General features: G+C 29.8%; 22 protein-coding genes and 1 other annotated feature. Of the genes, 10 read left to right on the forward strand and 12 right to left on the reverse strand.

Going from position 1 to position 24,091, the window contains the following annotated elements; translation table 11 throughout:
• The first annotated feature begins 41 nt into the window (after positions 1-41).
• Both VIM70_RS06820 and VIM70_RS06825 read left to right on the forward strand, forming a co-directional pair.
• Positions 42-248, forward strand: coding sequence for a TIGR00366 family protein (locus VIM70_RS06820; RefSeq protein WP_333783842.1), 207 nt, complete (start codon positions 42-44; stop codon positions 246-248).
• 184 nt (positions 249-432) lie between these two features.
• On the forward strand, positions 433-702 hold the full coding sequence (locus VIM70_RS06825) for a late competence development ComFB family protein (RefSeq protein ID WP_331944992.1): 270 nt from the start codon (positions 433-435) through the stop codon (positions 700-702).
• A 163-nt stretch (positions 703-865) separates the two neighbouring features.
• Here VIM70_RS06825 and VIM70_RS06830 read toward each other — a convergent pair whose 3' ends face one another.
• Entirely contained in the window at positions 866-1,210 is a 345-nt protein-coding gene (locus tag VIM70_RS06830; RefSeq protein ID WP_331944993.1) for a hypothetical protein, read from the reverse strand.
• A gap of 111 nt (positions 1,211-1,321) precedes the next feature.
• The gene (locus VIM70_RS06835; protein WP_331944994.1) at positions 1,322-3,046 is read right to left on the reverse strand and encodes a phospho-sugar mutase; all 1,725 of its coding nucleotides are present in this window, start codon (positions 3,044-3,046) and stop codon (positions 1,322-1,324) included.
• Positions 3,047-3,291: 245 nt separating this feature from the next.
• Between VIM70_RS06835 and VIM70_RS06840 the strand changes: the two genes are divergently transcribed.
• On the forward strand, positions 3,292-4,446 hold the full coding sequence (locus tag VIM70_RS06840) for an acyltransferase (protein WP_331944995.1): 1,155 nt from the start codon (positions 3,292-3,294) through the stop codon (positions 4,444-4,446).
• Between the two features lie 117 nt (positions 4,447-4,563).
• Here VIM70_RS06840 and VIM70_RS06845 read toward each other — a convergent pair whose 3' ends face one another.
• A complete protein-coding gene (locus VIM70_RS06845; protein WP_331944996.1) occupies positions 4,564-5,502 on the reverse strand; it encodes a serine hydrolase in 939 nt (312 codons plus the stop codon).
• Between the two features lie 324 nt (positions 5,503-5,826).
• Between VIM70_RS06845 and VIM70_RS06850 the strand changes: the two genes are divergently transcribed.
• Positions 5,827-6,738 carry a transposase gene (locus VIM70_RS06850; RefSeq protein WP_331944997.1) on the forward strand — a complete coding sequence of 304 codons (912 nt, stop codon included), beginning with the start codon at positions 5,827-5,829 and terminating at the stop codon, positions 6,736-6,738.
• 33 nt (positions 6,739-6,771) lie between these two features.
• Here VIM70_RS06850 and VIM70_RS06855 read toward each other — a convergent pair whose 3' ends face one another.
• The 3 genes from VIM70_RS06855 to VIM70_RS06865 all read right to left on the reverse strand — a co-directional run bounded on the left by VIM70_RS06855 (position 6,772) and on the right by VIM70_RS06865 (position 9,075).
• Positions 6,772-6,903 (reverse strand): hypothetical protein, encoded by a 132-nt coding sequence (locus VIM70_RS06855; protein ID WP_331944998.1) that lies wholly within the window; start codon positions 6,901-6,903, stop codon positions 6,772-6,774.
• 84 nt (positions 6,904-6,987) lie between these two features.
• Positions 6,988-8,391: a sensor histidine kinase gene (locus VIM70_RS06860; protein WP_414648676.1), complete on the reverse strand. Its 1,404-nt coding sequence runs from the start codon at positions 8,389-8,391 to the stop codon at positions 6,988-6,990.
• Positions 8,392-8,394: 3 nt separating this feature from the next.
• On the reverse strand, positions 8,395-9,075 hold the full coding sequence (locus tag VIM70_RS06865; protein WP_331944999.1) for a response regulator transcription factor: 681 nt from the start codon (positions 9,073-9,075) through the stop codon (positions 8,395-8,397).
• A 175-nt stretch (positions 9,076-9,250) separates the two neighbouring features.
• On the opposite strand from VIM70_RS06865, the gene VIM70_RS06870 reads away from it, so the two are divergent.
• A complete protein-coding gene (locus VIM70_RS06870; protein ID WP_331945000.1) occupies positions 9,251-9,460 on the forward strand; it encodes a DUF1450 domain-containing protein in 210 nt (69 codons plus the stop codon).
• 89 nt (positions 9,461-9,549) lie between these two features.
• Here VIM70_RS06870 and VIM70_RS06875 read toward each other — a convergent pair whose 3' ends face one another.
• Positions 9,550-11,673: a putative bifunctional diguanylate cyclase/phosphodiesterase gene (locus VIM70_RS06875; RefSeq protein WP_331945001.1), complete on the reverse strand. Its 2,124-nt coding sequence runs from the start codon at positions 11,671-11,673 to the stop codon at positions 9,550-9,552.
• A gap of 250 nt (positions 11,674-11,923) precedes the next feature.
• Positions 11,924-12,127 (forward strand) — a binding site (T-box leader).
• A 119-nt stretch (positions 12,128-12,246) separates the two neighbouring features.
• Between VIM70_RS06875 and thrS the strand changes: the two genes are divergently transcribed.
• Positions 12,247-14,184 carry a threonine--tRNA ligase gene (gene thrS, locus VIM70_RS06880; protein ID WP_331945002.1) on the forward strand — a complete coding sequence of 646 codons (1,938 nt, stop codon included), beginning with the start codon at positions 12,247-12,249 and terminating at the stop codon, positions 14,182-14,184.
• Between the two features lie 80 nt (positions 14,185-14,264).
• Here thrS and VIM70_RS06885 read toward each other — a convergent pair whose 3' ends face one another.
• The 5 genes from VIM70_RS06885 to VIM70_RS06905 all read right to left on the reverse strand — a co-directional run bounded on the left by VIM70_RS06885 (position 14,265) and on the right by VIM70_RS06905 (position 20,425).
• Positions 14,265-15,923: a glutamine--tRNA ligase/YqeY domain fusion protein gene (locus VIM70_RS06885; protein WP_331945003.1), complete on the reverse strand. Its 1,659-nt coding sequence runs from the start codon at positions 15,921-15,923 to the stop codon at positions 14,265-14,267.
• A gap of 1,193 nt (positions 15,924-17,116) precedes the next feature.
• A complete protein-coding gene (locus VIM70_RS06890; RefSeq protein ID WP_331945004.1) occupies positions 17,117-18,157 on the reverse strand; it encodes a Gfo/Idh/MocA family oxidoreductase in 1,041 nt (346 codons plus the stop codon).
• A 22-nt stretch (positions 18,158-18,179) separates the two neighbouring features.
• Entirely contained in the window at positions 18,180-18,941 is a 762-nt protein-coding gene (locus VIM70_RS06895) for a DeoR/GlpR family DNA-binding transcription regulator (RefSeq protein ID WP_331945005.1), read from the reverse strand.
• A 110-nt stretch (positions 18,942-19,051) separates the two neighbouring features.
• On the reverse strand, positions 19,052-19,942 hold the full coding sequence (locus tag VIM70_RS06900; RefSeq protein ID WP_331945006.1) for a Cof-type HAD-IIB family hydrolase: 891 nt from the start codon (positions 19,940-19,942) through the stop codon (positions 19,052-19,054).
• Positions 19,943-19,954: 12 nt separating this feature from the next.
• Positions 19,955-20,425, reverse strand: a complete 471-nt coding sequence (locus tag VIM70_RS06905; RefSeq protein ID WP_331945007.1) for a heme-degrading domain-containing protein — start codon at positions 20,423-20,425, stop codon at positions 19,955-19,957.
• 156 nt (positions 20,426-20,581) lie between these two features.
• Between VIM70_RS06905 and VIM70_RS06910 the strand changes: the two genes are divergently transcribed.
• The 4 genes from VIM70_RS06910 to VIM70_RS06925 are packed head-to-tail and all read left to right on the forward strand — an operon-like array spanning position 20,582 to position 24,041.
• On the forward strand, positions 20,582-21,520 hold the full coding sequence (locus VIM70_RS06910) for a pyruvate formate lyase family protein (RefSeq protein ID WP_331945008.1): 939 nt from the start codon (positions 20,582-20,584) through the stop codon (positions 21,518-21,520).
• 7 nt (positions 21,521-21,527) lie between these two features.
• Positions 21,528-22,316, forward strand: a complete 789-nt coding sequence (locus VIM70_RS06915) for a pyruvate formate lyase family protein (protein ID WP_331945009.1) — start codon at positions 21,528-21,530, stop codon at positions 22,314-22,316.
• Positions 22,317-22,327: 11 nt separating this feature from the next.
• On the forward strand, positions 22,328-23,152 hold the full coding sequence (locus VIM70_RS06920; RefSeq protein ID WP_331945010.1) for a [formate-C-acetyltransferase]-activating enzyme: 825 nt from the start codon (positions 22,328-22,330) through the stop codon (positions 23,150-23,152).
• 22 nt (positions 23,153-23,174) lie between these two features.
• Entirely contained in the window at positions 23,175-24,041 is an 867-nt protein-coding gene (locus VIM70_RS06925; RefSeq protein ID WP_331945011.1) for an SDR family oxidoreductase, read from the forward strand.
• The last annotated feature ends 50 nt before the right edge of the window (positions 24,042-24,091 follow it).

Genomic DNA, 24,091 nt, shown 5'->3' on the forward strand with positions numbered 1-24,091 from the left:
ACCATGTATAATTTTAGGTTATAGCTTAATACGCAGGTATTATGGGTATGATGGTAGGTTCTAGCGCTACTGGCCTCTCTCTTGCAGGGGTTATGTCCACTGCTTTTGTTAATATATCTAATCAACATACCTTCCCACTATTTACTTTCTTAAGTGCTGGACTTGGTGCTAAGGACGTAATGGGATTTTGTATAGTTGACTTATTATACTCAGGTATTATTATTTCACTAGGATTTTTCTTCTTTTAAGTAACTTTTATTATAATAACTGATGACAGTCCTTATGGCTGTCATTTTTTTGAATTATATGTATTGTAAACGCATAGAATTCATTAGGCACGTAATAATACATTTTAGATTTTCATATTAAATATTAACACATGTGCTATAATTTTCTTATGTTATCATTAAATATATTACTAGGAGGATTAAAATGTACAATTTGAAAAATCATTTTGAAATTGAAGTAAATAACCTGTTAGACACAATATTAAAACGTTATGATAATATTTGCAAATGCGAAAAGTGTAAATTAGATATTGCAGCTTTAACCCTTAACTCTTTGTCTGCGAAATATACTGTTTCTGAGCAAGGCGAAATATATGCAAGTGCATTAGCTGAGGTCAACAAACAGCAGGCAATCGATGTTACTACTGCTATTACAAAGGCTATAGCAATAGTATCAGCTAATCCTAAGCATTAATTTTTTATATGTTTATTCTTTAACCCATTTCAAGTGTAATGCATTAAAAACAAGGTTGGACATATTTGCATTTTTATCGATTTGAGCATAAGAATTGGCCTGTCTACTTAAGACAAGCCAATAAATTTTTGCAGATAATTGTGAAACAATATATGTATATTATTTATTTTATGTTCTTAAGTTTCCACTTTAATATAACCTGATACATAATTAAAATCGCGGTAATTATAATGAAAGCAATATTATTAATTTTTGTGTTGTCTGGGATTAATATAAGTAACAATACATACATTATAAATACTACTCCTAATACTATGTCACTTCTTCCGATTAATTCAACTACACTTTTATAATTTTTATTTAATTGCTCTTCTAATACTGGATTGAAAAGTAATTTTAATTTCAAATTTAAATCATTAATTTTTTTATATTTATTATATTTTAAATTAAAACCTAAACCAATAAAAATTAATGCTATTACAATAAATACTGAGTTAAATACTAACATAATAAAATATCCTTTCCTAATGTATTATGTATTAAGGGATTAATGTAATGTGGCACAATTCATTCCATCTATTACATTAATCCCTTTAATACATTGTTTTATCCTTTATATTTATTTCGTAGTTTGAAGTTTAGTTATGATTATGTCTTTCATTTCTACTAGTTTTTCTTCTGCAGCCTTTAGTGTTTTTCCCTTAGAGTACATATATATTTTTATTTTTGGTTCTGTACCAGAAGGCCTTACAGCATACCAGCTCTCATCATCAAAATAGAACTTAAGTACATTTGATTTTTCTATTCCACTAGGTTCTTCCACGTTATTAACTAGGTCATAAGATTTTTCTATTTCATAATCTATAAATTTGGTAAGTTTCGCATTACCTATTGTCTTTAGATAATTTTTTCTGTATTCTATCATCATTCTAGAAATTCTTTCTTGTCCTTCAATTCCTTCTAAAACTAGGGATATTAGGTTTTCTCTATAATATCCAAACTCTGCGTATATTTCATCTAATATATTTATTAGAGTTTTTCCTTGTTTTTTATAGTAAGCTGCTGCTTCACATAAAAGCATAGAAGCTATTACTGCATCTTTATCACGAACAAAAGTTCCAGCAACATAACCAATACTTTCTTCATATCCAAATATGAATTCATAGCTTTTGTCTTTCTTAAACTCATGAATTTTACCACAAATATTTTTAAAACCTGTTAACACTTCAAATGTTTCCACGCCATATTTTTTTCCTATAGCTCTGCCTAAATCCCCTGTTACTAAGGATTTTACTATAGCCGCATTCTTTGGAAGTGTACCTTTCTCCTTCATTCCTTCAACTATATATTTTATTAATATAGCCCCAGTTTGATTACCATTAAAAGCAACATATTTTCCGTTTGCATCCCTAACCATTATTGCAAGCCTATCACAATCTGGGTCTGTAGCTATTAATAATTCTGCGCCTTCTTTTTCCCCAAGTTCCTCTGCATATTTGAATGCTTTTACATCCTCTGGGTTGGGGTACCCTACTGTCGTAAAGTCTGGATCAGGTTTTTCTTGCTCTGGCACTACTATAATATTTGTAAAACCTCTTTCCTTTAGAACTCTTCTAACAAGCAAGTTTCCTGTGCCGTTTAGTGGAGTATATACAATTTTTATATTTTTATCTATGTTGTCTCTTATAGCTAGAGCTTTTACTTTCTCAGTGTACTCATCATCCATGGATTTTCCAAGCATTACAATTAAGCCTTTTTCCTTTGCCTCGTCCATATCCATAACTTTAATAGTACTAAAGTCTGTAATACTCTGAATTTTTTCTGTTATTCCCTTTGCTACAGGTGATAAAATTTGAGCTCCATCTTCCCAATATACCTTGTATCCATTGTATTCTTTAGGATTATGGCTGGCTGTTACGACAATTCCTGAAGCAGTATGTAACGCTCTTACCGCATAAGATAATTCTGGAGTAGGAGCTAGCTGCTCAAATAAATATGCCTTTATTCCATTTGCCGCTAAAACTTGCGCTGCTCTAGCTGCAAATTCTACTGAGTAATGTCTACAATCATAGGCTATTGCTACCCCTCTATCCATATATTCTTTGCCATACTCTTTAATATAATCTGCAAGCCCTTGAGTTGCTCTTGATATTATGTATTTGTTCATTCTGTTAAGTCCAGCACCTAATTTACCTCTTAAACCTGCCGTTCCAAACTCTAAATCCATATAAAATCTATCTTCAATTTCTTTACTGTCTTTCGCTATTAAACTTAATTCTTTTCGGGACTCTTCATCAAAGTACTCATTATTTAACCATTCTTCGTATTTTTTTATATAAGTCATCTTAATTCACACCCTTCTAAATAATTACCTTCAAATATCATTATACATTATTTTACCCGTATATTAAATATTTAACGAAATTTCTCAAGATAAGTTTTACATATAAAAGGAATAGTTATTAACTGTCCCGCATATTTTGACGATTAATGCCGATTAATTGTTAACCGTCCCACTGTTTTTTGACGATTAGACGATTAGTTATTGACTGTCTCGGTCGTTTTTTGTTAAAAGGTTGAAAGGTTACAATGAAAATGATAATATATTTATGTAATGTGCTGAATTATGTTGATGATTTCAAGTACTTTATATCAGGGGGTAGTATTATTAACACATATTTAAGTAAGAAAATTAAAATCATATCGTTAATTTCAATTATTATGGTTGTGTATTTACATTCATACAATCTAAATACTAGTTTTTTAAACAATCCGAATATAACAGGATTCGATCTCAATAGTTTTGTACAAGAATTCATAACAAATGGGATTACACGAATAGCAGTACCACTGTTTTTTTGTATCTCTGGTTATTTGTTTTTTTTAAACTTTAAACCATCACTAAATAGTTTTTTAATTAAATATAAAAAGAGATTTTTTTCATTGTTAGTACCTTTTTTATTTTGGAGCATATTGGGTGTTTTATTTTATTTTTTAATACAATCAATTATTTTTCCAAAAGAAATTATTACAAGCAATTTGATAAGATCTTATTCAATTAAAAAGCTCATCAATACAATATTCATAGACCTAATTCCATACCAATTATGGTTTATTAGTGAACTTTTAAAGATTGTTATTTTCTCACCTATAATTTACTTTTATATATCTAGATTTTCTTATTTTTCAATTGCTCCTTTTCTATTATTTTGGTTTTTTGATATTGATATTTTAGTTTTGAGAACTGATGGAATTTTATTCTTTATATTCGGAGCATTTTTGGCCATCAAAGGACTTGAATTGGATATTTTAAAAATAGAATCTAAAAAAATTCGTAGATTATTTCCTTTTATATGGATTGTTATTTTAGTTTTAATGACATATCTGAAGCTTAAAGGTGTTCCAAATGATTATTACCTTAATAAAATTTCTACAATTATTGGAATATTTACTATTTGGTTTAATTATGATTTAATTATACAAAATAAGTGGATAGAAGATAAATTACTCTATTTGAGTTCATTTACGTTTTTTATTTTTGCTTCCCATGAACCTATATTATCTATGTTAAAAAGATTGATTTTAAAGTCTGTTGGTATTTCAAGCTTTACGAATTTATTTGTGTATCTTATTGCACCAGTTATTATAATAACTTCATCAGTTATTGTTGCAACAATACTGAAAAAAAATGCTTATTGGTTTTATAATATTATTACAGGAGGTAGGTCTAATAAAATAAAATAGAATTATAATACTTACGTTATTTGAATTCTTACCATTATATAATATAAAAAAGCATATATGTCAGAAATTTTTTCTGACATATATGCTTTCAATTATTACCGCTTCCGATGCTGACTTTTATTTTGAGGAATCATATATTAGCTTAGAAACTTGTGCAATTACTTCGTTTGCGTCTGAAATTCCCTCTGTAAATATAACAAGAATATATGGGTTTTCCTTACATACAATTGCTGTATCATTTACATAATCGCCAAAGTCTCCGATTTTATGTGCTACAATTTCCTGTGGAATATACTTATCTATTCGATCATGGTACTCTGTTTTTTTCATGGTTTCAATAATACCACTATAGTATTTATTATTATCAGGATTTAAATATAATCTTTCTAATATTTTAAAAGACTCATTTGGTGTAATATTATTTCCTTCATGAACTATAGGATGTCCGACGATTTTTTCAATATATTTATATTTGTTTTCATTATCTATTTTTCTTAAAATCATATTTATTGCTATATTATCCGAATATATTATAGAATAGTCACTTAATGTCTTTATGGAAATAGGTTTACTTAAATCCATCTTTTGAAGTATTCCTGCTCCATTTTCAAAATCAACATCCATATATTTTAATTTTTCATTTATATTTACTTTTTTATCCTGAACCATATCATACAAAAGCATGTTTATAGGTACTTTGATTGTGCTGGCTGCCACAAACTGCTTGTCCTCATTTATTTCTATGGTTTCTTTTGAATTTATATCATAATAAACCATTCCAAATTTATTTATATCATCACCTACAAGAATTCTAATTCCCTTTTCTAAAATATCTATCTTGGTTTTCTCTTGAAGATTTTCTTTAATCATTCTTTGCTTGTACTCTAATATATATTTTCTTTCAGTTAATCCGTAATTGTTACTTTCATTATTATTATCGAGTATATAATTCACCGTGGGAATACTTTCGCTGGCTACTACCTGACCCTTGCTTATACACAATGTTGAAAAAAACAGCATTATTGCTAGCAAAATGACACTATTCCTAGTTTCCATCTAAACATCCCCCCTAACATTATCTATTAAAAGTAACAATTAAAATTGTTACCAAATCAAACCGCACTACAATTTTCTATTATTTACCATTTTATTACATTTTAATGATAATTGTACTAATAAAGTATAAATTTGTTTTCTAATTTACATTATACCTTAAATTCTATCAAAATTTATGTATCTCGGAAAAATAATCTAAAAGGACAGGAAAGGACAGGGACGGTTAACAACTATCTCATCTTTTCAATAAAATGAATAAGATGAATATCATCCCATCTCATAGGCAATAATCTAAAAAAAGCTAATGAGAAGGGATGAGTTTTTATGCCAAGAACATTTAGATTAAAAAATGAAGAATCTATATATCACATTATGTGCAAAAGCATCACTGAAGTGAACTTATTCAAGGACCCTGATGATAAAAATAAGTATTTATCTCTATTAAAAAAGTATAAGATTCTATATGATTTTAAGCTTTACGGGTACTGTCTAATGGATAACCATTTACATTTAATAATTGATGCTAATGGTTCAGATATATCAAAGGTAATGCACGGAATAAATTTTTCCTATGCAATGTATTTCAATAAAAAACATAAAAGGTTAGGTCCCCTTTTTAGAGACAGATTTAAGAGTTTAATTGTTGCCAATGAAAGATATTTAAAAACTTTAACGCTATATACACACAATAACCCTAGATCTATAGATGAATATAAAAATTGCCCTGAAGATTATGCCTTTTCTAGTTTAGCAATATATATAGGAAAAAGGCGTGATTACTTGAACTTAATTGATTATATCTTTGTTATGAGCCTTTTTGGAAACACAATCAAAAGTGCAAGGGAAGCCTACTATATTCTCATTTCTCGGTGTAACGAAGAAAAATTCAAACAAGAAATTGAATTTGAAGATGAAAAAACAGAATACAAAAGTGAAAGAGAAATGATTGTAAGAAACTTTAAACCAGACGATATAATAGAATTTATAGCGTCAAGGATGAAAATATCAAAGATTCACCTTTATATGAAGTATAGTAGAAAAATTGTGCAAGCAAAAGCGTTAACAGTTGTTCTAATGAGGAGCCTATGCAATTTTAAGTCCAGCGATATATCACGCACACTTGGGAACATTAGTCAGGCTAGAGTATCTAGGTTAAGCACTATTGGAATTGAATTAATTGGAGCCGAAGAAAAATATGAAAACATTATTAGTGAATTTATAAAATGTCATGCTTAGTAATAATTTATTAGAATTAATCCATTATAAAAATTAAAAAGTTTTAGACATTAACAAGTAACTGCTTTTGAGAGAAAAAATTGGACAAGCAATATCTATAGTTAACCCTGCTATTTTTACTTTTTCTATAATAAAAAATTCCAATGCAAAACGGTTAGTAATCATTAATTACTAACCGTCCCCAACTTAATTCATCATTTATTTGTTTTCATTAATTGTTAACCGTCCCACCATTTCTCTTTGTGGATGTCACAAAACCTTATTAAATTCAACTATTACTGTGCAACCTGACCCTTTTTTACTTTTCACTTCTATGCCTGCCTTATGCAGCGTTAATATGTTGCGCACAATGGTGAGCCCTATTCCCGAACCTTCTATTTCATGTCTACTTTTATCTCCTCTATATAGTCTTTCGAATATATAAGGTAAATCTTCCTCATTGATACCAATACCAGTATCTTCTATTTTTAATATTATTTTCTCGTCAAATTCTTTTAAGGAAATGCTTATTTTCCCTTGCTCCGGAGTAAATTTAACTGCATTTGAGAGTAAATTAATAATTACCTGTTTTATTTTATCTTTATCACCTAAAATGTTATATTGTTTACTTACGCTACATTCTAATGTCATGTTTATATTTTTGTTTTCTGCTAGTAATTCAAATTCTTTTACAACTGGTGAAAGGACATCATTCAACGAAATCTTTTCCATATTTAAGACTGTTTCTTCGCCTTCAACCTCTTTTAAAGAATTAAAATTATCTATAAGTTTTCCAAATCTAATAACTTCTTCATTAAGATATGCCAATCTTTCATTATCCACTGGAAAAATACCATCAATCATAGCCTCAAAATTGTTTTGAAGAATATTGAGTGGTGTTCTAACTTCATGAGATATATCTGATATTAATCTTTTTCTAAGCATATCCTGATGCTGAAGTTTTTCTCCAAGTGTATTTATACTATTTCTTAAATCCTCAAGTTCTAAAATACCACTTTTGTCATAAGACCTTTCCTTATAATTCCCATTTGAAAGATCAACTGATATTTTAGATACTCGCCTTAGTGGATTTGAAAATTGTTTTGAAATAAATAAACTAATTAATATTGTTATTAAAATTGAAAGTATAACACTTAAAATAATGCTTTTATTTATTGATATTTTGAAATTCACATCATCTTCTGATAATAATATAGGTGCATATTGGCCTATTTCTATATATCCTACAATTCTATTTTTAGATTGTATTTTAAAGGTCCTTGTAGTATAAACTCCTTCATTTTTTCCTTGCATCTTAATATTGTTATTGTGTGATATGTCATTAGCGTTCATTCCCCAAACTACTTTTTTATTTTGATCCTTAAGAGTAAGACAATAGCTGCTCATATAAGCTTCATGCGTAATTTCTATACCTGAAGTTCCTGACCACTTGCCCTTTTGTTTATATATCTCTTCTAAATATTTTACTATTCTAGTATCCCTCTGATTTTGTATCTCAGCTAAGTATTTGTTAAATGTTCCTTTTATTGTTATATTCACCAATAGCGTGGATATTAAAAGTGCTAATATAGAAGTGCACACCAAAATAATACTTAATCTTTTTCTTATACTTTGCATAGAGTTTCTGCTACGCATAAAGTTTCTGCTTCGCATAAATTAATCACCACCAAATTTGTAACCAATTCTAGTTACAGTTATTATATATTTAGGATTTCTGCTGTCCTCTTCTATTTTTTTACGTATATTTTTAATGTGCACATCTATGGTTCTATCAAATCCTTGAAAATCTATTCCCATAATTCTTTCAATAAGTTTTTCTCTTGTAAATGCTTTACCTCTATTAGATGATAAAATATGTAATATGTCAAATTCATTTGGAGTAAGAGATACTTCTACTCCACGTACTTTGACTATTCTTTTATCGTAATTAATTTCTAAATCTCCATTATTATAACTTATTGTTTCACACTTATTTATATTAATCCTTCTAAATAACGCATTTACTCTTGCGGTTAGTTCTCGCGGGCTGAAAGGCTTTACTAGATACTCATCTGCTCCAAGGTTTAAACCCTGTATTCTATCCTCTAAGGTACTCTTTGCTGTAAGCATAAATATGTTAACCTCAGATATTTTCCTTAGAACAGTGCACACCTCTTCACCAGATATATCGGGTAACATCAGGTCTAATATAACTAGTTCAAATTTATTTTTTTCGAAAAGTTTTATGCCCTCTAGTCCCTTTGTAGTACAATGAACACTATATCCCTCTTTTTCAAGATATGCTTTCAGTATTTCTGAAACCTTTTCTTCATCTTCAATAATTAATATATTATCCAAGTTTATACACCCCTCTATAAAATCAATAATTAACCGTTTTATAAATATCTCGCATCTAGTTACCTAGAAGCTAAAAAATTGTTAACCGTCCCCACCTATTTGTTTTGGAATAATCACAACAGCGTATTATATTCACCTAATACTTAACATAACATAATATATAGGAGTTGATAATATGAATTTGAAATTATGCAAGAAAAATAAATGGACAAATGCTATTATTACTATCATAACCGAAACTCATCCAAATATAAATATATCTACAAAAAAATGTATTGGAAAATGCCGTAGATGTAAAGTTCAACCTATAGCGAAGGTGGATAATGAAATATTAGTAGGTACAGATGTAAAAGATTTATGTAATAAGATAACTAACAAGTTATAATTCATGAATAATGTTTTCGGACCTGTGAAACTATAGAAAACGGTTAACAATCATTAGTTGTTAACCGTCCCCTATTATTTAATGTTTTTTTATTTATAAGATTCGATCCCATTAGTTTTTAAAAATTTTTCTTCAATTTCACAAGCTGGAAGAGGTTTGCTAAAATAATAGCCTTGTATTTGATTACAACCCATTTTTTGTAATATTCTAATTTGCTCCTTTGTTTCTGCTCCTTCTGCAACAACATCTAAACCAATTTTTTGTGCAAGTTGTATTATTCCATCTACTATGGCTCTTTCCCTTTCATTTGTAACAATATTATCTATAAAAGACTTGTCTATTTTTAATGTATTTATAGGTAGCTGTTTTAAATAACTTAGAGAAGAATATCCTGTTCCAAAGTCATCTAGGGCAATATTTATACCTAAATTTCTAATCTCAGTAAGTAATCTAATACTCTTTTCAAAATCCTTCATCAATATGCTTTCTGTAATTTCGAGTTCCACATATTTAGGATCAATATTTGTTTCAAGTATAAGATTTTTTAAGGTTTCTTCAAATTTGTCATTTTCCAGTTGAATTGCAGACAAATTTATTGCAATAGTATCATATAGGTACCCTTTGCTTTTCCAAAAATTATTTTGAAGATATACAGCTTTAATAATCCAGTCACCAATAGGAATTATTAATCCACTTTGTTCTGCGACAGGTATAAATTCATCCGGAGATATTCTGCCGTGTTCAGGGCTATTCCATCTTAAAAGTGCTTCAAATCCTTTTATTTTATTATTTATAATATCTATCTGTGGTTGATAATGTATTTCAAACTCATTGTTTTTCAAAGCATACCTTAACCCTTTTTCTATTTCAACACGCCTCTCCACTACATCTCTCATATCCTTATTAAAAAAAGAATATCTAGATTTACCATTATATTTAGCACTGTACATTGCGGTATCTGCATTCTTTAATAGACTAACTGTTTTATAACCATCATCTGGATATACAGTAATACCAATACTTGCTGATGTATATACATGCTTATCATCTATACTTATTTCACAGTTTAATAAACTTAGTAGTTTTTCACAAAAAGAACTTATCTGATTGTAATCTTTAATATCTTTCATTAAAATAAAAAATTCATCTCCACCTACCCTTGAAACAAGATCTCCTTCTCTAATAGAGGCTCTAAACGATATTGCAACATTTCTTAACAATTCATCTCCATACTCATGACCCAAAGTATCGTTAATTTCTTTGAAATTATCTAAATCAATAAACAATACAGCAATTTTAACATCCTTATCCTTTGCTTTAGTAATCTCATTTTTCAAGGTGTTAATAAATAATTTTCTGTTGGGTATGCCTGTTAATATATCATAATACTCCAATTTATTAATTTTTTCTTCAAAATCCTTTTGACCAGATATATCTGTAAGAGATCCAGAAATTTTAGTTCCAACTCCCTTTTTATTTCTCAGGCACTTACCTCTAATTAAAACCCACCTATATCCTCCACCATTAAACTTAATTTTCAATTTGCTTTGATAATATAATGTTTTACCATTAATATGATTATTAAAATCATTTATTGCAATTCTTCTATCTTCTCTAACAATTAACTTAATTAAATCCCTTATGGAAGTTATAGTATCTTTATCATATCCAGAAATATCGGTGAATTTATCTGAACAAAAAAAATCTTTTGTTAAAAGATCAATTTCCCATATAGCATCATTAGACCCATCTACTGCCAACTTATATCTTTCTTCACTTTTCTCAATTATTGCTTGTTTTTCATGTAATTCATCATATTGGGCCCTTAACTCCTCTTCTGCAGCTATTAATTGCTCATATGTGGATTGGATTTCTTCATAATTCTCTTTTAATTTTTGAGACCATAACTTACTTTTTTTAGTAAACCCATTAATTAATAAATATATTATAATAGCTGATATAAAAACAAAAAACCACCCTTTTATTATTTGTGCTTTTAGAATTAAAGATTTACTTTCAATTAGGGCATGCAAAATCCTATCTGAAAACAATATCCAAATTCCTCCAATAAGAGCATATACTATAGTTACTTCAAATGCCATTCTTTTTAATACAACATCATCATTTAATGAGGACTCAATATTATGTTTTTTAGTTTTACTTATTAATTTTTCTCTTGTTGTATTGTTAGATTCGTTCTTTTTTTCATTCACCCTAGGTCCTCCTATTAGCATTTACAAAGCAATTGAACGCTGTTTTATATTTTAGTTTACTTTATCCTATTGTAATTATCGTACAATCTTAAGTTTTATTAATGGTTTTTTATAATTAACATATCTTTTTTTCTTTTAATTTTTGTTAAATCATTATATTGTTAAATTAATTTATATTTTTTGGTTAAATTCTTGTTTTCTTGACATTTTTATTACAAGTGATATAATTAATGTTAACGTAAGTTAATAATATAATACTACGAAGAGAAAAGTAAGCCATGACCCATTTACAGAGAAAGAATACCTTAGCTGGAAGTATTCTCAAATGTTATTTGCTGAAGACCACCTCTGAGTGACTCTAATAAAGTCCGGTAATTCCGTTATAATTATTAAGTGGTTTATTTTTATAAACAATTTGGGTGGAACCGCGGGAAATTATAATCTCGTCCCTTTTCTATTGTTAGAATTGGGATGGGATTTTTTTATTTCCCTAAAAATACATTCTACAAAATTATTAATAATATTTCTAAAAATACCTTCTATTAGGTAAGATAAAAGAAAGGAGTAATATATATGATAAATATTAAACTAAAAGATGGTTCGATTAAGTCTTATGAATCTGAAATAACTGTAATTGAAATTGCTAAAGATATAAGCGAGGGACTTGCAAGAGTTGCTTGTGCTGGAATGCTTAATGGTAAAACTGTAGATTTACGTTGCAAAATCACTGAAGATTGTGAGCTTAGTATATTAACTTTTGATAGTGAAGAAGGCCAAAAGGCCTTTAGACATACTGCTACTCATATTTTAGCTCAAGCAGTAAAAAGATTATTTCCTAATACTAAACTTGCCATCGGACCTGCTATAGATGGGGGGTTCTACTACGATTTTGATAAACAAGGTTCTTTCTCAGCTGAAGAAATTGTACAAATAGAAGCAGAAATGAAAAAGATAGTTAAAGCAGATTTACCAATAGAAAGATTTGAACTTCCAAGGGATGAAGCTATCGCCTTTATGCAAGGCTTAGATGAAAATTTCAAAGTTCAACTAATTGAAGACCTACCAGAGGATGCAAATTTATCATTCTACAAACATGGTGAGTTTACTGATCTTTGTGCAGGGCCACATTTAATGTCTACAAAATATGTAAAGGCTTTTAAGCTAACTCAAGTTGCAGGTGCTTATTGGAGAGGCAATGAGAAAAATAAAATGCTTAGCCGTATATATGGAACTGCCTTTACAAAAAAATCTGATTTAGATGCCCATTTAGAGAAAGTTGAAGATGCTAAAAAGAGGGACCATAATAAGCTTGGACGCGAACTAAAATTCTTTACTACATCAGATGTTATAGGTCAAGGTTTACCTCTACTTATGCCTAATGGAGCAAGGGTAATTCAATTATTACAGCGTTTTGTTGAAGATGAGGAAGAAAGAAGAGGTTATGTTATAACTAAAACTCCTCTTATGGCAAAGAGTGACTTATATAAAATGTCTGGTCACTGGGATCATTATAAAGAAGGAATGTTTGTACTTGGTGATGAATCTAAGGATGAGGAAGTTATGGCACTTCGCCCAATGACATGCCCATTCCAATTTACAATTTATAATGCATTCCAAAAGAGCTATCGTGACCTTCCAATTAGATATGCTGAAACTTCAACATTATTTAGAAATGAGTCTTCAGGTGAAATGCATGGCCTTATAAGAGTTCGTCAGTTCACTATTTCAGAGGGCCATTTAGTTGTTAGACCCGATCAATTAGAAGATGAATTTAGAGGTGTTGTATCTTTAATTAACTATTTCATGAAAACATTAGGACTAGAAGATGATATAACTTATAGATTCTCTAAAGGTGATATAAATGATAAAGAGAAATATATTGACAACCCATCTGCTTGGGCAGATACTGAAGCTAAAATGAAGGAAATACTGGACCACTTAGGAATAAACTATAAAACAGCTATTGGTGAAGCTGCTTTCTACGGCCCTAAGCTTGATCTTCAAATTAAGAATGTCCATGGTAAAGAAGATACTATAATTACAGTACAAATTGACTTTGCACTACCAGAAAGATTTGACATGACTTATATTGATAAAGATGGAGTTAAAAAACGTCCATATGTTATCCATAGAACTTCTATTGGTTGCTACGAGAGAACACTTGCAATACTAATAGAAAAATATGCTGGTGCCTTCCCAACTTGGCTTGCACCATTACAAGTTAAAGTATTACCTATTTCTGAAAAGTATCATGATTATGCAGAGAAGGTAGTATCTAAGTTAAGAGCATCAGGACTTAGAGTAGAGGCGGATTATAGAGCAGAAAAGATTGGATACAAGATTCGTGAAGCTCGTAATGAAAGAACCCCTTTCCTGCTAGTAGTTGGTGAAAAAGAAGCAGAACTAAATGAAGTTTCTGTTAGAAGTCGTAAAAACGGAGATGAAGGTGCAATTGCGCTGGACTCATTTATTACAAGAATTAAAGAAGAAATAGAAACTAGAATATTATAATAAAAAACTTCTCCTACTCCTAATAAACAAGAGCCAGTACAAGATATTATCTTGTACTGGCTCTTGTAATTTTATAAAGACTATTTTAGAATTTTAAAAGAACTTTTTAAAGAAACTATTCTATTAAACACTATTTTGTCTTCAGTTGTATATTTAGAATCCACATTAAAATATCCATGTCTAAAGAACTGGAATTTATCTTGTGGTTTTGAATCCTTCATATTTGGTTCTATAAACCCTTGTAAAACTTCCATGGAATTTGGGTTTATTTGATCTAAAAAGGTTTTTCCTTCTTCTTGTTTCTCATCTAAAATTAAAGGCTCATATAATCTGAATTCTGCTGGAACTGCATTTACAGCATCTACAAAATGAATTGTTCCTTTAACTTTTCTTCCTGTAAATCCACTACCACTCTTAGTCTCGATGTCATAAGTACAGTGTATTTCGTTAATATTTCCTTCTGAATCCTTAACCACGTCATTACATTTTATAAAGTATGCGCCCTTAAGTCTTACTTCGTTACCTATGAACAATCGGAAATATTTTTTTGGTGGATTTTCCATAAAATCTTCTTGCTCTATATATATCTCTCTTGAAAATGATACTTGACGGGTTCCCATTGAAGGATCATCTTGATTATTCTCAATTGTAAGCATTTCCACTTGAGCTTCTGGGTAATTTGTAATAACTACCTTTAATGGTCTTAAAATTGCCATAGTTCTAAGTGTTTTCGGGCTTAAATCTTCTCTTATAAAGTGCTCTAACAATTGACCATCTACAGTGCTGTTAGATTTTGCAACTCCAATTTCTCTACAAAAATTACGTATAGAGTCAGGTGTGAAACCTCGACGCCTAAGCCCTGCTATAGTTGGCATACGTGGGTCATCCCAAGAATCTACAATGCCATCATCTACTAATTGCTTAAGATTTCTTTTGCTCATTACAGTGTTAGTTATATTTAATCTTGCAAACTCAATCTGTCTTGGTTTATTCTCCATTTCGCAATTATTTACAACCCAATCATATAATGGGCGATGATCTTCAAACTCTAGAGTACAAATTGAATGAGTTACCCCTTCAATTGCATCTTCTATTGGATGAGCATAATCATACATAGGATAAATACACCATTTATCTCCAGTATTATGATGAACAGCATGTGATATACGATAAATTATTGGATCTCTCATGTTTATATTAGGAGAACTCATATCAATTTTAGCACGTGTTACTTTCTCGCCATCTTTAAATTCGCCTTTTCTCATGCGGTCAAATAAATCTAGGTTTTCTTCCACGCTTCTGTTTCTGTTTGGACTATCTTTCCCTGGCTCCCTTAGAGTACCTCTGTACTCTTTCATCTCTTCCGCGGTTAAATCACACACATAAGCTTTACCCTTTTTTATTAATAATACAGCACGCTTATACATTTCATCAAAATAGTTTGATGCAAAATACAAATTGTCCCACTTGAATCCAAGCCATTTTACATCTTCTTCTATAGAGTTTACGTACTCTTTATCTTCTTTAGCTGGGTTAGTATCATCAAAACGTAAGTTTGTCAAACCGTTAAATTCATCTGCTAATTCAAAATTTAAAATAATTGCTTTTGCATGGCCAATATGCAAATATCCGTTTGGCTCTGGTGGAAAACGAGTAATTATTGTTTTGTGTTTGCCCGTTTCTATATCTTCTTTAACAATGTTTCTTATAAAATTAGATGAAGTGATTTTATTTTCCATATTCGTGACCTTCCTTTTAATTTAGCTTATTTGTAAGTTTTACCTATATTCTAATAAATATATCACAAAAACAGACTTTTTCCTAGGTTTTTCAACACATAAGTCATTTTTTTTAGTTCTATATATAGTCTTCCCTTATCCTTCAAGTTATAATGTATTTCCGGAAAAAACAATTATAATAATTCTTTAACTTGGGATCACGATTCACAATATGCAATAATGTAATTAACCGGTAATCTAGTGAAAGGAGATGATTATATTGATATTAACTAGGGGGTGGCTTTTGACCTAATAAAAAGGTTGAAAGCTCACCATTAAATATGAGGTAGATAAGGGGGCGACCAGTCTCCTTACCTATATACACAGTTTAGGAATTATTGACATAAAAGGTGTTTTATAATATACTCAAATTGTTAGAATAATTAATTAACTATAAAAATAATCAAAATGAATACAAGATATTAATTCAGATTAAGGAGGATGATGTTAAATGATAACTTTAATTGTAGCTTTTGAGGTACTTGATCAATAACTAAATATTATTCGGAAGTTGTATAAAATTTTATAGATAAGTTTTTTTGTTGTATCTATAAAAATAAATTAGGGATTATTGTATCCTTATTTGTTATGCTTTCGAAATACAATTAATAACCGTCATCTGAAACGTTAATATGGATTTAAAGTTTGACAGAATGCACGAAGTTATCGTGTTTTTTTTATTGTCATTTTTAACAGTCCCGTGGATGGTTTTATATCCACGGGATTTTTTTATAGAAAAATAAAGATGAGTTACAAATAAATATAGGAGGTGGTTTCAATGATAAGTTCTAAAGCTTTATTAAATATCAATGAAAATAAAGAGGAGGAATTTTATATTGTGTTACAAGAATGGGAAGGATGTTCTGCCAGCAGCGCTAGAATGTAAAAAGTGTTTGATAAGTAGGAATATTAACGATTAATTTAATTAAAGACACAATTTTATATTGAATACTAGCCAGTCTCAGAGCTAAAGTTTTTTTGTTGTACAAAAAAAATAATTTCATATCAATAAATATTTGAGTTTTAGTTTCTTAAAAAATCATAGCAAAGGATGTTAACTTATTCATCCTTACTATGATTTTTGAATGTAGCTCAATCGTAGTTGCGTTACACTATATTATTACCATTAATATCTATTCCATCTTGTTTCATACTCATTTTATACCATATACCTTATCAATTATTCTCTGACATTTTAATGCTTCATCAAAATTGCCATCAATACCATCATTAGAATTGTTATAAATTTTATTAGCAAAATTTATTAGGGATGAGGTATGACAATTTTGGAAGTATCCTAAAGAATTTCTTTTATCTGCATAATATTTTAATAGTTCATCCCCAGCCGCTACATTTTTTATTTGAGTAGAATTGCTTTCATAATTATATATTTCAATTTCATAAGGATTATTAAAGTTTATCTTTATACTACCATGACTTCCATAAACTACATAATCATCCGTTTGTTCTCTTTCAGTAAATATTCTTGAAACCTCTAAACTTCCACGGATTCCTCCTTTTAATATAAAATCACAGTTTGCAATTTCATCAACTTCTGATCTATCCTCAAAGAAAATTCTAGTCTTAGCTTCTACTTCTTCTATTTCACCCATAGTAAATTGTATCATATCAATTAAGTGAACTCCTAGATCGAGTAGCGCTCCACCACCAGAATTTTTCCCAGTTCTCCAGGTGTCCTTTTTCTTTTCATTTAGATAACTATCATGATAAGTTCTCACCTTAAAATCTATAATCTTTCCTATGGTTTCCTTTTCAAGTTCTCTTTTTAATAATGTTAGAGCTGGCATAAATCTATAAACTAAAGCTACAGAATTTATTATATTATTTTTCTTAACTATCTTAGCCATTTCCATAGCATCGCTATAATTCGCTGCTAGGGGTTTTTCACAATAAATAGCTTTCCCAAATTGGGCTGCTTTTTTTACGATATCAAAATGTGCATCATTTGGTGTACAAATATCTATAAAATGGATTTCATCATCTTTAAGTACTTCTTCAATATCCGTAACATTTTTCACACCACTTAGGGGAATATTTATTGGTTTTCTAGTTACTATATACGCTAAATTCAACTCATAAGGAAGTGAAAACCTTAAATTAGCATCATAAACTGCTAATGAATGAGTTTTTGCTATTCCACCAAATCCTATCATTGCAAAATTAATTTTCTTCATATATTTATACCTCGCTTTCATATTATATAAGTTCTACATGTATTTTTTCTAGTTCAGTACATATATTCTCATCTGGAGCCTCATCTACTATAATTGCATCTACGTCGTCGATATCTGCAAATTTATATGTTCCATCATAGTAAAATTTCTTGTTTTCCATAACTAGATAAACTTTTTTTCCTGATCTAATAATAGCTTTTTTTGTATTACCATCTTCCATATCAAAAGTTGTAACACTTTTATCAAACATATTCACTCCACAGCTGCCTATAAATGCCCTATTTGCTTTGTGCCTAGATATAATTTCTATAGCTGTTGATCCCACAAATCCATTTAATTCTTTATTAAATACTCCACCAGTACCTATTACGTCTACATGATCACAATTTGAAAAGGTTCTGAAAATATCAATCATGTTAGTTACAACTGTAAGATTTTTATTTCCTTTTGCAATTTTTTCTGCAATTAGTATGTTTGTGGATGATATATCTAAAAAAATTGTTTCCTTTGGCTGTATAAGGTCAAAAGCCTTTTCTGCAATTTTTATTTTACCCTCTAAATTAATATTCTTTCTACTTAAGATATCATTATGTGGGGCAGTTTGCCTACTTAATACGCCGCCACCATAAGTTCTTTTAATAATCCCTTGTTTTTCTAGAATTTTGAGATCTTTTCTTATGCAATCCTCTGTTACATTAAACCTTTTGCTTAATTCCTTTACAACTACCTTTTGATTTTCATTTAATAGCTGAATAATTTTTTCTACCCTTTCCTCTGCAAACATATAATTTCACCTTACCCCATAAAATATACACATATAATGTATCACAAAATATTATTTTTTATTCAACTTGTCAATCTATAATTGAACTTGTCGATCCAAAATCGAACTAATCAGATATTTAGTATAAACTTATCTATTACATGAGCAACACCATTTTCCTCATTTGTATAAGTCACATAATCAGCAATTTCTTTAATTTCTGGAAATGCATTTCCCATGGCTACCCCAAGTCCTGCATACTCAATCATCTGTTTATCATTTCCTGAATCTCCTATACAAATAACCTCATGTGGTTTTATTTTAAGCTCTTCTGCAAGCTTTTCTATTCCCGATCTTTTGCTTGAGTTTTTTTTCATAACCTCCACAATAAAAGGTGCTACTTTTGAAACAGTGAATTTTTCTAAAAGCTCCATTGGCAATTTAGAAATGTCTTTAAATAACTCTTTATTGTAGCTTTCTTTAGAAACAATTGTAGGGTCCTCCACTATAATACTTGGAAATAATTTTTGTATTTCTTCCATCATGCTTAAATCCTCATTTATTAGCATAATTTTAGTTACTACAGTATCTTTGCCTAGAGAATTAAAGTCCATAACTTGAAGGGGTAAATTATTTGCAATAGAATCAATTCTACTAAAGTAATTGTTAGAATGTATCAAAATACTTTTATTGGAATACATATTTAAAGTTATACCAAGCTGTTTTGCTAAATTAAATACATAGCTAATATCTTCAGGACTAATTGGGTCACATTGAATTATCCGTTGTTTTGTATTATTCATAACCATTGATCCACTACACACTACGCAGTAATTATCATCACTTAATAAGTCTAACTCTTCCAAATAATTTTCTATACCTTGAATTGCACGTCCTGAGGCAATTACAACTTTAACCCCCTTCTCTTTTGCTTTCTTAATAGCTACAACATTTTCTTTAGATATTTTTTTATTATCAGAAAGCAATGTCCCATCCATATCTAACACTAATAATTTATACATTTAAAAGTCCCCTTATTTTTGTAAAAATTCTTTCAACACCTCAACTATTAGATTATGCTCTATTATTTGCTGAGCACCAGAAGAAGTAACCGTCCCTACTACCCCTACATTTTTAATTATTATTGGAAATGCACCTCCATGAGCACTGTACTCCTGAGATGATATAAAATACTTTTCTTCAATAGTCTTTTCTATAAGTTTCAGTTTTGTGCCAATGTATAATGAGCTAGTACAAAATCTATTTACAACTCTGTTTTTTCTAATAATCCAAGCATCATTATCAGGAGAAGTTCCCTCTAATGCACAGTGAAACAATTGTTGACCACATTTTGTAATATCTATTGTTAGTGATAAATTCTCTTCTTTTGCTTTTTCTATTAATCTCAAACCTATTTGCAGTGCAGTTTCATTAGTAAATTCAGTAAATTGTATCATTTCCTCTTGTTTTTCTATATCTTTCAACATTTTCTTATAATCTTCCATATTAATCTCCTTTAGTAATTTTCAATTGTAATATTGTTATTATTTTTTAATTCTATTGAATTTTTCTTATTTTAATTATACAATAGGAGTAAACAATAAACAATGATAATAAACAATAAATAATAAAGAAATTTCAATATGAAGGAGGTATAAATTTTGATTAATGATAGAATTCAAAAACTTAAAAATGGGCTATTTGCAAACAAAAGAGAAGTATCTCTTGAAAGAGCTTTGCTATATACAGAAAGCTATAAAGAAACTGAAGGAAAGAGTTCAATTATTAGGCGGGCAAAAGCAACAACACACATACTCAATAATGTAGAAATATCTATAAGATCTGATGAACTTATAATTGGTAATAGAACTACAAAACCTAGGAGTGGAATAGTTTCTCCTGAAATGGATCCCTACTGGATTAATGAAGAGCTTGAAACAATTGGTAGTAGGCCACAAGACCCATTTTTTATATCTGAAAACGATAAAAAAACATACAGAGAAGTTCTTTATCCATATTGGGCAGCTAAGTCCTTAAAAGACTTTATAAATACAAGATTGACTCCTGAAGTTCGTACTCCCATAGATCTAGATATTTATAAGCTTAATCAAACAGACAAAGGTCAGGGACATATTATTCCAAATTTTGAGAAGTTATTAAAAAAAGGATTGGGACAGATAATTTATGACACAACAGAATTATCAAAAAAAGATCCAACCAATGATTTTTATAAAGCATCATTAATTACTCTTAAAGGTTCACAAAATCATATTTTAAGATATGCGGCCTTGGCAAAATTAAATGCAGAAAGTGAGCCAAATGAGAATCGTAAGGTGGAGCTTTTAGAAATTGCTAGGATTTCAACAAGAATTTCTAAGGAAAAACCAGAAACATTCTATGAAGCTTGTCAACTATTATGGTTTTTATGTGTAATTCTACAATATGAATCAAATGCTAGTTCCTTATCTTTAGGTGGTTTTGATAAGTATATGTATCCCTTTTATGAGAATGATCTAAATATAGGTGTATCTAAAGAAACCCTAAAAGAAATTTTAACCTGTAGAATATGCACCAGTTCCATTACTTTCATGTTTTATTGATAATTGCTTGCAAACTGGAAAAGATATAACCTATGGTGGTGCAAAGTATAATTTTTCCGGCGTTCAAGGTATTGGTATAGCAAATTTAAGCGATTCCCTTTATGCTCTAAAAAAGATTGTCTTTGAGGAGAAAAGAATTTCTTTCTGCGATCTAATAAAGGCTTTAGATTCTAATTTTTATGGGATCGAAAATGAAAAACTAAGGGTTCGTTTAATTAATAAATATGATAAATACGGAAATGATAATGACGAAGTAGACAATCTTAGTTCAGATATTCTTAGATATTACTCAAAATCCGTTGAAAAACATGTAACTCCCAGAGGAGGAACCTTTGTACCTGGTTCTTATACAGTATCAGCTCATATTCCCCTTGGCAAGGCAGTAGGAGCAACTCCTGATGGACGCATGTCTGGAGAGCAGCTTGCAGATGGTGGCCTGTCTACTATGGTTGGTCGGGATATACTTGGACCTACTGCAGTGTTAAAAAGTGTTAGCAAGCTAGATAACTACTTAACAACAAATGGTAGTCTTTTAAATGTTAAGTTTAGTCCTAAAACTCTAGAGGGTGATGAGGGAATTCATAAATTATCTGATTTTCTATTTGCTTTTATGAAGCTAAAAATACAGCATATACAATTCAACGTTATTTCTGCTGATACCCTTAAAAGTGCACAGACAAGACCAAATGATTACAAAGGCCTTGTTATAAGGGTAGCAGGTTACAGTGCTTTTTTTATAGAGCTAAGTCGTGAAATTCAAGATGACATCATAAGGCGAACTGAACATAATTTATAGGAAGTGATTATGTGAACGCATTAATACTAAATATTCAAAGATACTCCTTGCATGATGGAGTAGGAATTCGAACAATTGTGTTTTTTAAAGGCTGCCCCCTTAAATGCCCTTGGTGTAGCAATCCTGAATCTGTAAGCTTCGAGCCTCAAAAAGTTAAAATAGATAGTAAATGTATCCATTGCGAGCACTGCGACTTTGACGAGGATGAATGCCCAACAGGTGCAGTTACGCAGTTCGGTAAATATATGACAGTAGAAGAAGTTACACATGAAGTACTTAAGGATATGGTTTTCTACCGTACATCGAGTGGCGGGGTTACCCTGTCTGGTGGTGAAGTGTTATCTCAAAGTGCTTTTGCAAAAGAACTACTTAAGCATTTAAAAAGCCAAGGAGTAAATACAACTATTGAAACTAGTGGTCAAGGAAATACCCAGGACCTTATTGAAATAGCTGCTTATTTAGATTTAATATTATTTGATCTTAAAATAATGAATGAGAAAAAATCTAAACTACTACTTGGGGCAGATATAAATCTAATAAAACGTAATATTAAGACATTAGTTAAAATGAATAAAAAGGTCATACCTAGAGTACCCCTAATCCCAGGGTATACATTAGATGATGAGAATATAAAAGATATAATTACTTTTGTTAAAAGTTTAAACCTTACAGAAATTCACCTTCTACCCTTCCATCAGTATGGCAGTAATAAATACAAATTATTAAAAAAGGATTACAAGCTTATAGATATACCTGTTCCTTCCCCAGAAACAATAGAAAAGATAGCAAACAAAATGAGAAAAAACGGTCTTAAAGTTATACTTAATGGTTTATAAAATTTTATGATGAGGTGTTAAAATGAAAAAAATATTATTAACAGGTGGAAATGGTTTCTTTTGTACAAGATTTGCGTTAAGATATAAAAACACTTATGAAATTCTCGCAGCAAGTTCATCAATGCTTGATATTACAGATGAGCAACAAGTTAGTGAAATTTTTGAGAATTTTAATCCTGACTATGTTATTCATGCAGCAGCCAAAGCAAGTACGGAATTTTGTGACAAAAATCCCGAACTTGCATACAAGATTAATGTTACAGGAGCTTTAAACGTTGCAAAAGCTTGCAAGAAAACACATTCAAAAATGATATTTCTTAGTACTGAGCAAGTTTTTAATGGCAACGTTGAAGTTGGTCCATATACAGAAGAGGCTACTCCTCGCCCTGATACAATGTATGGCAAAAATAAACTTGAAGCTGAAGGCTTACTAAAAGAAATATTAGATGAGCTCTGGGTTATACGATTTACTTGGCTCTTTGGTATGCCTGAACGAAATTGTAGTATGTCCCCTAATATACTTTGGGGTACATTAACTGATATTTTAAAAGGCAAGAAATCAAAGGTTACTCCAAATGAATTTAGAGGATTAACTTATGTTCATGAAGTTATAGACCAATTTCCAATGATATTTGAAATCCCTTATGGTACCTATCATCTTGGTAGTTATAACAGTCTGAGCCGTTATGATATATGTGCTTTGATATTAAAAGAAATTGGTTTAGAATATAAAATAGATGAATTGTTGGAAAAGGACTTAGAGAAATATAAAGATCACCCAAGAGATGTAAGGTTATGTACTGATAAAATTAAAAGTTATGGTCTAGAGTTTTCAGAATCTAAAGATGGCATTAAAAAATGCTTAGAAGAATTTAGAATTAAATTATAAATAAAGAAGATAATATATGTTATACTAATTAGATAACAGATATTTTCTAA

Source organism: Clostridium sp., from assembly GCF_036569345.1.
Classification (GTDB): domain Bacteria; phylum Bacillota; class Clostridia; order Clostridiales; family Clostridiaceae; genus Clostridium_AD.